At 41.5% G+C, this 11,827-nt stretch carries 11 protein-coding genes and 2 tRNA genes; 4 read left to right on the top strand and 9 right to left on the bottom strand.

Features of this window, described 5'->3' with window-relative positions; genetic code table 11:
• Positions 1–210: 210 nt before the first annotated feature.
• Positions 211–507, top strand: coding sequence for a helix-turn-helix domain-containing protein (locus tag AC27EF_RS08195; protein ID WP_487110197.1), 297 nt, complete (start codon positions 211–213; stop codon positions 505–507).
• Between the two features lie 169 nt (positions 508–676).
• Here the strand turns inward: AC27EF_RS08195 and recO are convergent, their stop codons facing one another.
• The 7 genes from recO to AC27EF_RS08160 form a co-directional block, all read right to left on the bottom strand.
• Entirely contained in the window at positions 677–1,399 is a 723-nt protein-coding gene (gene recO / locus AC27EF_RS08190; RefSeq protein WP_487110195.1) for a DNA repair protein RecO, read from the bottom strand.
• Between the two features lie 2 nt (positions 1,400–1,401).
• A complete protein-coding gene (era, locus tag AC27EF_RS08185; protein WP_487110193.1) occupies positions 1,402–2,307 on the bottom strand; it encodes a GTPase Era in 906 nt (301 codons plus the stop codon).
• A 15-nt stretch (positions 2,308–2,322) separates the two neighbouring features.
• Complete coding sequence (locus AC27EF_RS08180; protein ID WP_487110191.1) at positions 2,323–5,223, bottom strand: insulinase family protein; 2,901 nt, start codon at positions 5,221–5,223, stop codon at positions 2,323–2,325.
• A gap of 59 nt (positions 5,224–5,282) precedes the next feature.
• Complete coding sequence (locus tag AC27EF_RS08175) at positions 5,283–6,200, bottom strand: SufB/SufD family protein (protein ID WP_487110306.1); 918 nt, start codon at positions 6,198–6,200, stop codon at positions 5,283–5,285.
• A gap of 13 nt (positions 6,201–6,213) precedes the next feature.
• Complete coding sequence (locus AC27EF_RS08170; protein ID WP_487110189.1) at positions 6,214–6,951, bottom strand: ABC transporter ATP-binding protein; 738 nt, start codon at positions 6,949–6,951, stop codon at positions 6,214–6,216.
• A gap of 687 nt (positions 6,952–7,638) precedes the next feature.
• Positions 7,639–8,355 carry an RNA polymerase sporulation sigma factor SigE gene (sigE, locus tag AC27EF_RS08165; RefSeq protein ID WP_487110187.1) on the bottom strand — a complete coding sequence of 239 codons (717 nt, stop codon included), beginning with the start codon at positions 8,353–8,355 and terminating at the stop codon, positions 7,639–7,641.
• Between the two features lies 1 nt (position 8,356).
• Positions 8,357–9,148: a sigma-E processing peptidase SpoIIGA gene (locus AC27EF_RS08160; protein WP_487110185.1), complete on the bottom strand. Its 792-nt coding sequence runs from the start codon at positions 9,146–9,148 to the stop codon at positions 8,357–8,359.
• 152 nt (positions 9,149–9,300) lie between these two features.
• Here AC27EF_RS08160 and AC27EF_RS08155 point away from each other — a divergent pair, with 152 nt between their 5' ends.
• Positions 9,301–9,783 (top strand): DNA-deoxyinosine glycosylase, encoded by a 483-nt coding sequence (locus tag AC27EF_RS08155; RefSeq protein WP_487110183.1) that lies wholly within the window; start codon positions 9,301–9,303, stop codon positions 9,781–9,783.
• Here AC27EF_RS08155 and AC27EF_RS08150 read toward each other — a convergent pair.
• On the bottom strand, positions 9,780–10,454 hold the full coding sequence (locus AC27EF_RS08150; RefSeq protein ID WP_487110181.1) for an MBL fold metallo-hydrolase: 675 nt from the start codon (positions 10,452–10,454) through the stop codon (positions 9,780–9,782). The genes AC27EF_RS08155 and AC27EF_RS08150 overlap by 4 nt on opposite strands.
• Positions 10,451–11,353 (bottom strand): deoxyribonuclease IV, encoded by a 903-nt coding sequence (locus AC27EF_RS08145; RefSeq protein WP_487110179.1) that lies wholly within the window; start codon positions 11,351–11,353, stop codon positions 10,451–10,453. The genes AC27EF_RS08150 and AC27EF_RS08145 overlap by 4 nt, the downstream gene beginning before the upstream one ends.
• 183 nt (positions 11,354–11,536) lie before the next feature.
• Here AC27EF_RS08145 and AC27EF_RS08140 point away from each other — a divergent pair.
• Positions 11,537–11,621: transfer RNA gene (locus AC27EF_RS08140), tRNA-Leu, on the top strand.
• Between the two features lie 4 nt (positions 11,622–11,625).
• Positions 11,626–11,709, top strand: a tRNA-Leu gene (locus AC27EF_RS08135).
• Positions 11,710–11,827 lie beyond the last annotated feature (118 nt).

The raw sequence follows: 11,827 nt of genomic DNA, 5'->3' as shown, positions 1-11,827 counted from the left end.
TTGTATCTTGTAACCGATATTTTTTCAAGATTTATTTGCAGCCTTCCACCGCAATAACCTTGTCTCTCGTTTCAGTATACTAAATATATTAAATAAATATTACTTTTTTGTTTTCTTTATATTATAATAGTTTATGTTATTATATAGGAGATATGAAGAAAGGGAATTTACACCATGTATCAAATTGATTATACCAATGTTGGTAAACGAATGAAGACACTACGTAAACAGGCAGGCTACACCCAAGAGCAGATTGCAGATGCTCTCGATGTTACCGTAGCGTTCATCAGCAACATCGAAAATGATCGTGTTAAGATGAACCTTCGCGTTCTGTCTTACTATGCAAAACTTCTGAATGTATCTATTGACTATTTGCTTCGCCCGGAATCCGATGAAAACGGCGAAAAAGATAATGTATTAAACAAGGAAATTCTTCGTCTTCTCGAGAAATTCTCGACCGACGACAAAGAAAAGTTTGTAAAAGTACTCCGCATTCTGTGCAAATAATACAGATACAGAAATTTTAATTCGTACTATGAAAAAACGTTAAAGTTTTTGCTTGCTCCTATATACGCAAAACTTTAACGTTTTTTATCTTAATAATCGGTTTCCGTTCTGATATGTGCTGCCGACCAAAGTTTTCCGAGATACCTCGTGCATATCCTCCGGAACATTTTTATAAAAAGATCAATGATTTAAATTCATGATTCAGGTGAATCTTCATGTACTGTCCCGCAATTTTTTTTAATTCCCAGAAAACCTGATCGGTTACCCGAAAAGTGTAAAGCTTCTCAATGGTACTGCACAATATAAACTGCAAAGTATAAAGTGCCGCGGGGCTGACTTTTTTGCTTCCTGCAGCACAGTCCTCGCACAGCACACCGCCTTCTACGGCGTCAAACCCCTTCAGCGGTTCTTTCCTGCCGCATTTTACACACTGAAAAACTTCCATTCCCAGTCCATATAACGCCAGAATTTTTATTTCAAAAATATGACGAATCAGTTCTTTGGCAATTGTTCTCCTTTCCAATGCCCGAAGACTCTGATATAACAGCTTCATAATCTCGATCTCATCACTGTTTTCTCTCGTTAAATAGGATGCGACCTCACAAAAATAGCTGGCATAATAAATCAGATCTAAATCCTGTTTCAGCGATTCAAAATAGTTTTCCACATTCGCCCACATCAGATTAAAGGAAGATTTTCCCTCATAAAGACCAAATTGCCCGAAGGTAAACGGCTGACAGGCGGCAGCATACGGGCTGGTCGCTTTTTTTGCTCCCCGGGCAAAGGCGGAGATTCTTCCCCGCTCTTTTGTCAGCAATACAATCCGACGATCATATTCTCCCAGATTCCCCGTCTGAAGCACCAGACCTGTTACCTTAATTTCCTGCCCCATTTTTACACTTCTTTCTTATCATATCCATAGTTTTTCAACAAAAGATCGCTGTCTCTCCAATCCTTTTTCACCTTCACCCACAGCTGCAAATTCACCTTCATATCCAAAAGATTTTCCATTTCAATTCGCGCCTTGGTTCCAATCTTTTTGAGCATCGCCCCTTGTTTTCCAATGATAATTCCCTTGTGAGAATCCCGCTCGCAGACAATGGTTGCATCAATATCTACGATATGTCCATGCCGCCTTACTTTCATAGAATCAATGACAACTGCAATCCCGTGTGGTATTTCCTGGCTTAACAGCCGAAGAGCTTTTTCTCTGATTAATTCTGCGCAAATCTGTCTTTCCGGCTGATCTGTAATTGTATCTTCGTCAAAATACATCGGCCCCTCATCCAGATACTGAAAAATGCTGTCAATGACATCCTCCGTATTTTTTCCCTTTAATGCAGATACCGGAATAATCTCGGCAAATTCGCAGACATCTTTATAAGTATCAATTGCCTCAAAAATTTCTTTTTCCGACACCGTATCAATCTTATTTATAATCAGCAGAATCGGCGTTTTAATTTTGGAAAGCTGTTCAATAATATAGCGCTCTCCTCCCCCGATAAACGTGCTTGGCTCAACCAGCCAGAGAACCACATCCACCTCATTTAGGGTTCTTTCCGCCACTTGAAGCATATAATCTCCAAGTTTATTTTTCGCGCGGTTAATTCCCGGTGTATCGAGAAAAATAATCTGTCCCCGATCATCCGTAAATACTGTTTGAATCCGGTTTCTCGTAGTCTGCGGTTTGCTGGAAGTAATTGCGATTTTCTGACCAATCAGCCGGTTCATCAAAGTTGATTTTCCGACATTGGGACGTCCGATCAGCGTTACAAACCCTGATTTGCATACATTTGTCATATTCTTTCCTTTCTCTTACAGTACATATTTCATTTGATCAAAATATTCTTTATTTTGTCTTATTTTCTCCTCATTTCCGACACAGCAGCGGTTTCCGGCATTTACAACTGCTTTTACATAAGGCTCCAGTTTCCGAATATCTTCTGCCGTGCATTGCAGAACCTGGTCCCGGTCTTTTTGAAGATCTTCTTCCGTTTTTCTCATAAAATATGCGTGGAAACTTCTGCTTCCCATATCCTCTGCTTCCATTGGAAGATCCATATTTCCAATGGTTCCGATGATATATTTCTTCATATCCCGGGAGTCTGCCTCAAAGGACGCCACATAATCCGCTGCTTTGTCATAGACTTCATATGTTTCCGCAAGATTCGGGTCACGGTAAGTTACAAACATGGAGTCCCCCTGCGTCCCGAAGCTGCACATACAGCCGTAGGCTCCGCCCTTCACTCTTAACTGAATCCACAGATATTCATACGAAAATATCATCTGAAGTACTTTCAGCGCTCCGGTATATTCAAGCCCCTGATCCATAAAATTTCCTGCACAGGCTGCATACTGCACACCGCCTGCTGTGGCAAATCCTTCATTCTTCCTCTCACATTGGATTTGTACTTTTTCCGTTTGTTTCTGCTCCGGATACAGCCGATCAACAAAATGCTGAAGCTGCGCTTCCATAAATTGCGGTTCTTTTTCTTTTCCGGTATAGCTCACAGTCAAATACTGTTTCTGGAAAATTTCTTTTGCCGTCCGCTTCAGCCCCTCAGCAATTTTTTCCCATTCTGTCTCAAAATGATCGTACCAGTATTTTACAGTTTCAAACATGGTGATTCCCTGAATCGCTTCTCGATAAGCCGCATATTCTGAAAAATATGACATCGCACGGGCAGAAGCTGTTTTATGTCCCGTTTCCGTCAAGCTGATCTTTAAATTGCTATAAATCTGACCGATAATTTCCTTCAAACGTTTTTTGTCTTCTAACCGACTTTCAAAGGCAACCTCTTCCAATAATTCAAAGGCTCTCTTGATATTCGGATAAAAACACTTCATCTTCAGCAAAAACATCGGCAGAAAATCATGAGCATCCTGAGGCACCACATCCATCGTGGCTGCAATTCCTCCGGTTTCAATACTGATCTCGTTCCCCAGCTCCAAATACGTATGCTGCTCTGTATCCACACTGGTTAAAATTTCCGTCAGCAAAGAGGCATACGGAACCAAATTCATTGGCACACAGCTCATATCAAATGCCAGCTTTAAATAACAGATTTGATTTGTAAAATACGGATGCCACAGTACCTTGACGCCGCAAAGCTCCTGTTCTTCATTTGCCAGCGGCTTTACATCCCTCCGAATATCTGAAAGATCAAGCACCGGGATTTTTTCTAACTCTTCTTTGGAGGAAGGCTCTTCCTGCAATTCTTTTAACCGAACCGTTTCTTCTGCCAAACGGCATACTTCCGCTTTGGAAAGTGAATCTTTATATTCCTTTAGCTTCTTTGCTTCCTCCTGATCTTTGATTTTTTGCAATCCTTTTTTTGGCTTCATAACTACAATGGACTTGTGAGAATGGTTCAACAGATATTTTTTTATTAACTCTTCAAAATATCCTGTCTCCATCTCTTTGCGAAGCAGAGCGAAGGTCTCATTGGTTGTAATATGCAGAAACGGCTTCTCATCATCGTAGAGCCAACTGTCATACATTTGAAGACCATACATTAATCCTTTCGGAAAGCGTCCGAAATTTGCTTCCCGGTACTTAAACTCATAAAAATTAAATGCTGCTTCCAGACTGCGTTTTGGAATTCCCTGTTCTGCGATCTCGCAAAGCTTCTGCTCAAGAATCTGAACAAACGCTTCCTCCTTCTCGTCCCGAGCTTCCTGAGCAATGACAGAGAAGATCGGTTGTTCAATTCCATTATCGTAAGAACTCTGGATATCTTTTCCGATTTCTGCATCCATTAACGCCTTTTTCACCGGAGCTCCCGGCGCTGTGAACAACGCACGATTTAAAATTTGAAATCCCAAATATAATTTTGGATCAAGGCTGGTTCCAATGACCGCATTATAAGATAAATACGTTTTATTGTCTTCGGAATCATTTTCCCCAATTGGATAAACCTCTTCCACTCGTTTTACCTGGCTGAACGCTTTTTGCATTTTCCAGGAAGCATCCACTGTCTTTTTCTCAAAATCTTTTAAGTAATGTTCATGAAGAAATTCCAAGTATTTTTCCATATCCATATCACCGTAAAAGTAAATATAGCTGTTGGACGGGTGATAATAGGTCTTATGGAAATCCAGGAACATTTCATAGGTTAAATCAGGAATTGCCTGTGGGTCTCCCCCTGATTCAAAACCATACGGAGTATCCGAAAGCAGTGATTTTTGGATCAATCTTGCCAGCTGCTGATCCGGAGATGAAAATACACCTTTCATCTCATTAAATACCACTCCGTTGTAAGTCAAAGGCGCATCTTCCGATTCCAAATCATAGTGCCACCCTTCCTGCTTTAAAATTTCCGGTTTCTGATAGATATTTGGGTAAAATACAGCATCCAAATAAACATGCACCAGATTAAAAAAGTCCTTGTCATTTTGACTTGCCACCGGATATACGGTTTTGTCCGGATAGGTCATTGCGTTCAAAAATGTATTCAGAGATCCCTTTACCAGCTCCACAAACGGATCCTTCAGCGGAAATTCTCTTGAGCCGCACAATACAGAATGCTCCAGAATGTGCGGAACTCCAGTATCATCCTTCGGCGGTGTTTTAAATCCGATCTGAAACACTTTATTATCATCTTGATTAGATATTACAACAATCCGTGCCCCGGTTTGATTATGGCGGAGCAAATAACCTGTTCCATCCAACTCTTCTAATTTTTTTTCCTGAATCACTGTATAATTTTTATTCATAGCCGTCTCCTTTTTCGTTGAAAAAAGACGCCGTAAAACTCTACAACGCCTTTTCGATTTTATTTTAAGAAGCCATTGATAATCTGCTCTTGTGCCTCTTCTTCAGTCAGACCCAAAGTCATCAGCTTCCTCAGCTGTTCTCCTGCAATTTTCCCGATTGCCGCCTCATGAATGAGGGATGCGTCGGAATTATTCGCACTGATTTCAGGAATTGCGGAAATCTTTGCGTCTCCCACAATAATTGCATCACATTCCGTATGTCCGCTGCATTTGGCATTGCCGTGTACCTTTGAAATAAAGGTCTGAGAAGAATGATCTCTGGCAACCGATCTGGATACAATATGAACTCCTGAATCCGCTCCGTTTAAGCAAACTTCAAACTCACTGACTGCATCCTGCTCGCCATGGGTCATTAAACGTTCCATTACAGTCAGCGTCGCACCTTCTTCCAATTTTGCCGTGGTCAAACGCCGGGTTGAATCAACCCCTTTAATCTGTGCAGTATCCATTTCCATATATCCATTTTTCCCGATCTCCACAACCGTTTCCGGATTCATCACCCGTTTTCCGTTGCCATCGCCGGATCCATAGTGTTTTTCCACATAGCGGACTTTTGCATTCTCCTCTAAGAAAAATCTGTGAATTCCATCATGCTTGCTGTCCGCTGTTCCGCTGTTATGAATTCCACAGCCGGCGATGATGGTTACATCTGCATCTTTCCCAATATAGAAATCATTATACACAACCTCGGTAAGCCCTGCCTGACTTAACACCACAGGAATATGGACACTTTCATTTTTTGTTCCGGGCTGAATCCTAATATCAATTCCGGTTCCGTCATCCTTGGGAATAATCTCAATATGTTCGGAGTTGTGTCTCGCAATTCCCTGCCCATTGGCTCTGATATTAAATGCACCCACTGGAATCTCATGCAGTCCTGAAACTGCCTCCAACAACTGTTTCTGAATCGGATCCATCTTTATTTCCATCTTAACATCCTCCATTCTTCCAGCATCCGCATCCGGTTTGATCAGCGCTGCTTAACAGTCTCGGAAGAAAACTCTGCGCATCTTCATGCTCCATAATTTCTCCGTCTGCAATGACAATAATCTCATCTGCAATTCTTAAAATTCTTTCCTGATGAGAAATAATCAAAATAGAACCCTGAATATCTTTCCTCATCCGCTCAAATACCTGAATGAGATTCTGGAAACTCCAGAGATCAATTCCTGCTTCCGGCTCATCAAAAACAGACAACTTTGTTCCACGAGCCAAAATAGTTGCAATCTCAATTCTCTTCAATTCCCCTCCGGACAGACTTCCGTCCACCTCACGGTTCACATAATCTCTGGCGCACAGACCGACCTCAGAAAGATATTCACATGCCTCTCCCCTGGTAATTTCATGCCCGACTGCAAGCCGAATGAGATCGTATACCGTAATTCCTTTAAACCGCACCGGCTGCTGAAAAGCAAAACTAATGCCAAGCCTGGCACGTTCGGTAATATTTAAATCTGTGATATCCCTGCCATTCCAGATAATCTGCCCGGACGTCGGACGCTCGATTCCCGCAATGATCTTGGCAAGAGTTGACTTCCCTCCCCCGTTGGGTCCGGTAATGGCAACAAATTTATGATCTTCCAGTGTCAAACTGATATTCTTGATAATAACCTTTTCTTTCTCCTTTTCATCTGTCACTGCAAATGAAATGTTCTTTAATTCTAACATCTTTCCTCCATCTAAAGAATGACTGAACCCCATTCCTTCCTTGGTTTTTCCAGAGTATTTTGTTAACGTCCTCTGACCTTTTTATGCTACTACAAATGGAACAGAAAAAAAAGGGGTGTCTTGTATTTTTTTCTAATTTTAGCAGCGATTCGGCTCCGCACCCTGCACATCCCCACAAAACGTTTTTATTTGACCGGAAATTGTCAAAAATTCCCCAATATCCACCAAAAGAAAAAGACGGCAGATGCCGCCTCTCTCTATATTAGTACTCGAAAAACTCAATTATGTTTTAATAGATTTCACTGGGAAATATCCACCTGCAAATCTTTTCTCAGGTTCCCATCCTTAGAACGCCAGCTGCCGGCACGCTCTTCCCTCACTGTGCTCTTTTGCGCTCCCTATACAATACATGCCGGCAAAAGCGATACTAAGACACTGATCAGCAGCATCAAAAGACCTACCACCAGCCCCAGGATCATTCCCACCTTTTCACTTCGTTTCATATCTCAAAATCCTTTCACGTTCTCCCCATGTTCACAGCTTAATACCAGAGGTAACAGATCCCGCAGCGAAATCCGCAGCGTATGACCTTCATCCTATCTTATATTTTTATTATAGCATAGAACATTTTCAGAAAAAGTGAATTATTTCTTAAGTTTTCCACATGATTCTGCACTTTTCTCCCTGTTATACACACCCCATTCTGGTCATCTCCTTTTTTAACCGACGGATGATCTTTTTTTCCAGTCTTGAAATATAAGATTGGGAAATCCCCAGAAGATCTGCCACTTCCTTCTGGGTTTTTTCCTCTCCGTCTTTCTGATTAATTCCAAAGCGCAGTTCTATAATCTTTTTTTCCCGCTCGGTCAGAATCTTCATCGCTTTCATTAACAGCTTTCGGTCTACCTCATGTTCCAAATCCCGATAGATAATATCTTCATCTGTTCCGAGAATATCTGACAGCAGTAATTCATTTCCGTCCCAATCCACATTCAGCGGCTCATCAATCGAAACTTCCATTCTTGTCTTGTTATTTCGGCGCAGATACATTAAAATCTCATTTTCAATGCACCTGGAAGCATAGGTTGCCAGTTTAATCTTCTTTGCCGGGTTGAATGTATTAATTGCCTTAATCAGTCCAATGGTTCCAATGGAAATTAAATCCTCTACACCAATCCCCGTATTATCAAATTTTTTTGCTATGTAGACCACCAGACGCAGATTGCGCTCAATCAGCATTGATCTTGCTCCCGCTTCCTCCCCGGTGCCAAGCATACGAATCATTCTCTGCTCCTCCGAAGCTTCCAGCGGTGCCGGCAGAATCTCGGTTCCTCCGATATAATGAATTTCATTTCCTTTTGCAAAAAATGTTTTCCGCCCGTTCTTTAAATTTAATTTTAACACTTTATAACCTCCCACATTTGATCAGATCCGGGTGAAGCAAAAGCTCATAATTTCCGCCGGAAGACAAAGCTTCCTTTGAAATTCCGACCATCCCTTTTTTTGCCTCTGCTTTTTGATTTCCATTTGTAATCTGAATATTTTTCACGAGAATTCCCGGCATCATGCCTTCTTCACACCCTACACTGCGATATGGAATCATCCGGATATTCCCCACATCTCCATGTTTTATCAATTCCGTTAACGGTTCATCAAAATATCTTAAAAAGGCTTCTTCTTCCAAAACTGACACCGGCATATGACCAATGGGTTCATATAAAAAATTTCCGGTGTCCAAAAAAGCACACACTTTGATCGTCTTCTGGTTCCACTCAAAAGCTACCTCATACAAAAAATCTTTCTGCTGCCGGAAGTTCTCCCAAAAAATCCGAAAAAAAATCCAGCAGGCTCCTGCGCTGATGACAAAAACAACCATCCACGGCAGTGGAATAAAGCCGGAGCATGCCGTCCAAATTCCCCCGAGCATTCCGGCTCCCGCCAGTATATACCCCGTAAAATACAAACATTTTTTCTTTTTGACCAAAAAAGCAACTCGCACCGTTACCCAAACAGAAACAATCAAAAAAAGGAAACGAAGCAGATGCCATCGCCAAAACCACTGAATTCCCATGCATCCCAGACTACTTCCGATTGCGGCTGCCAGAAACATTCTTTTGACGGAACTTTCTCTTTTCAGTATCTTTGAAAATAATAAAATTAAAAAAGTCAATACCAACCATTGTTCCACAAACATCATGATAAAAAACATAATGCAATTATATGAAATTTCATGGGAATACTTTGTCAAAAAATAGGAGTGAAACATACAATGTTTCTACAAATTTCGCAGTTTTTTCATTTACAAACCGTTTGAATTCTGTTAGAATCGTCCAAAAGGAGGAACCAACCATGGAACACGTGATACATCAGATCCCGCCGGTCTTTGATTCCGCTTCTCAGATATTAATTCTGGGCTCTTTTCCATCTGTAAAATCCAGAGAAGCGCATTTCTTCTATCATCATCCGCAAAACCGCTTTTGGAAGGTACTCGCTGCATTGTTTCGTGATGATCTTCCAGACACCGTGGAACGCAAAAAAGAGTTCTTGAAACGTCATCATCTTGCGGTCTGGGATGTTATCGCTTCCTGTGATATTCAGGGTTCCAGTGACAGCAGCATTCAAAACGCAGTGCCAAACGATATTTCCGAGATTTTAAAAGCGGCCCCGATCCGTTGGATTTATACCAACGGCGGAACCGCCTATAAACTTTACCATAAATATTGCGAACCCCAAACCGGTCAAAAAGCCATAAAGCTTCCGTCAACCAGTCCTGCCAACGCATCCTTTTCACTGGAACGACTCATCAGAGAGTGGAAGGTTCTGTCAGATTAAATCTCAAAAACCTCCCCGGGACCATCAATTATTTTTACAATTTGATTCCAGCGCCGTCCGTCATCACAATTCACATAATGCCGGGAGATTTTATAATTTCCAAAACAGTGCATTGGAAATACTACCGTCGGATGCAGATGCTCAATAAAATAATTCATTCCCCAACAATATTGATCTTCCTGCCTTGGATCCAGCAGCAAGAATGCCAGGTCAATCTTTTTGCCTTTTAATAATTCCATTTCTTCCATAAATGTCTTCTTATAGTATTCATTTTCCTCTTCCGGTTCTCCATTCCAATGCCACCAGTTCAAATCACCGGCATGATAAATCTTTTTCCCCTCTGCGCAAACCAGAAAAGCAACTCCCAGATCATTGGATTGGAGTGTTTCGATTTTGACCCCGGACACCTCCCTCGTCTCATGTGCTTTCATTACGACGGCATCCTGGTTTGCCGGAACATCTTCTGCAATGACATACCTCACATTCTCATATTTCTTCTTCAGATCCCAAATTTGGGAATTATAATGATCTGAATGACTGTGAGATACAAAAACGGCCAAATTTTTTTCTTTGGAAAGCTGCGGCAATTTCCCCTTAACATAATCAAATAACAAAATGGTATGTTCCAGTTCTACACAAAATCCACTGTGTTCAATAAATGTCACTTTCATTTTCCCTTCGCCTCCAATATATTCTCTTTTAATTTAGGATCAAATTTCTGTTTTTTCAGCATTTCAATTTCGAAACGATAAGGAGGATAGGATTTTTTCCCATCCTCTTCCTTCACATACGGTGTTTCCAAAATTTTGGGAACCATTTCAAAATCTTTATGGTGAACCATTGCATTTAACGACTCAAATCCAATTTCTCCGAATCCCAGATTTTCATGGCGATCCTTGGCAGCGCCCCTTGGATTTTTACTGTCATTGATATGAAATACTGCAATCTGATCTTTTCCCACCGTCCGGTCAAACTCTTCCATGACCTGATCAAACTCTTCTTTGATATTCCTTCCGCTGTCATGTACGTGACAGGTATCAAAACAGACCCGAAGATACTCCGGATATTTTACCCCCTGATAAATCCTCTGTAATTCCTCGAATTCCCTGCCGATTTCACTTCCTTTTCCTGCCATTGTCTCCAAAGTGATAAAAACCGGCATATCCCGGTACATCACCTGATTCAGTCCCTCTATGATTCGATGGATTCCCGCATCAACACCGGCTCCCACATGAGCTCCCGGATGAAGAATCAGCGTCCTGCTTCCCATCGCCTTCGTGCGCTCCACCTCCAATTCCAAAAACTCCACCGCCAGCTGAAACGTTTCCGGCCTGACTGTATTTGCCAGATTAATAATATAAGGCGCATGAACCAGAAACGTATGCATTCCATATTCCTTCATCAGTTTCCATCCCGCCTCAATCTTTAACTCCTCCACCTTTTTCCTTCTGGTATTCTGCGGCGCTCCTGTATATACCATAAAAGTATTTGCACCATAGGAAATGGCTTCTTTTACCGAGCCAAGAAACATATCCTTCCCCTTCATCCCCACATGAGATCCTATCAACATTTACCTATCTCCTTTAACTTTCATAATTTATTTCTTAATTCTTTTCACAATTATAAGAGAATTGCTTTTTGGTTTCAAGAAATATCCCCGAATTTCCTGAATGAAATTTTTTTCTAAAACATCAAAAAAATCCAATTTTTTTATTGACACCAACATACAATCGTGCTATTATAACTTTGTTGCGCAGTTGTGGCGGAATTGGCATACGCGCTAGACTAAGGATCTAGTCCGGGTTAACTGGGTAGGGGTTCAAGTCCCCTCAACTGCACTTTGCCGATGTGGCGGAATTGGCAGACGCGCTGTGTTCAGGTCGCAGTGAGCTTACGTTCGTGCGAGTTCGAATCTCGCCATCGGCAGGATCTTTTTACCGAAGCTTTGAAAGCTTCGGTTTTTTTGTGATCGTAATGCAAAACAACGTTTCTTACCTTCACACTCTATCTTAATATACCGAAAAACCCTGATTATTCCGAATCC

The sequence above is a fragment of the Anaerostipes stercorihominis genome, from assembly GCF_057535655.1.
The sequence above is the reverse complement of the archived record's forward strand: the minus strand, read 5'-3'. Positions and strand labels throughout refer to the sequence as shown.

Excerpts from the sequence above, each read along its gene's own strand:
- AC27EF_RS08195 (WP_487110197.1), top strand. The coding sequence starts at position 211 with ATGAAGACACTACGTAAACAGGCAGGCTACACCCAAGAGCAGATTGCA.
- recO (WP_487110195.1), bottom strand. The coding sequence starts at position 1,399 with ATGGGGCAGGAAATTAAGGTAACAGGTCTGGTGCTTCAGACGGGGAAT.
- era (WP_487110193.1), bottom strand. The coding sequence starts at position 2,307 with ATGACAAATGTATGCAAATCAGGGTTTGTAACGCTGATCGGACGTCCC.
- AC27EF_RS08180 (WP_487110191.1), bottom strand. The coding sequence starts at position 5,223 with ATGAATAAAAATTATACAGTGATTCAGGAAAAAAAATTAGAAGAGTTG.
- AC27EF_RS08175 (WP_487110306.1), bottom strand. The coding sequence starts at position 6,200 with ATGGATCCGATTCAGAAACAGTTGTTGGAGGCAGTTTCAGGACTGCAT.
- AC27EF_RS08170 (WP_487110189.1), bottom strand. The coding sequence starts at position 6,951 with ATGTTAGAATTAAAGAACATTTCATTTGCAGTGACAGATGAAAAGGAG.
- AC27EF_RS08160 (WP_487110185.1), bottom strand. The coding sequence starts at position 9,148 with ATGATGTTTGTGGAACAATGGTTGGTATTGACTTTTTTAATTTTATTA.
- AC27EF_RS08155 (WP_487110183.1), top strand. The coding sequence starts at position 9,301 with ATGGAACACGTGATACATCAGATCCCGCCGGTCTTTGATTCCGCTTCT.
- AC27EF_RS08150 (WP_487110181.1), bottom strand. The coding sequence starts at position 10,454 with ATGAAAGTGACATTTATTGAACACAGTGGATTTTGTGTAGAACTGGAA.
- AC27EF_RS08145 (WP_487110179.1), bottom strand. The coding sequence starts at position 11,353 with ATGTTGATAGGATCTCATGTGGGGATGAAGGGGAAGGATATGTTTCTT.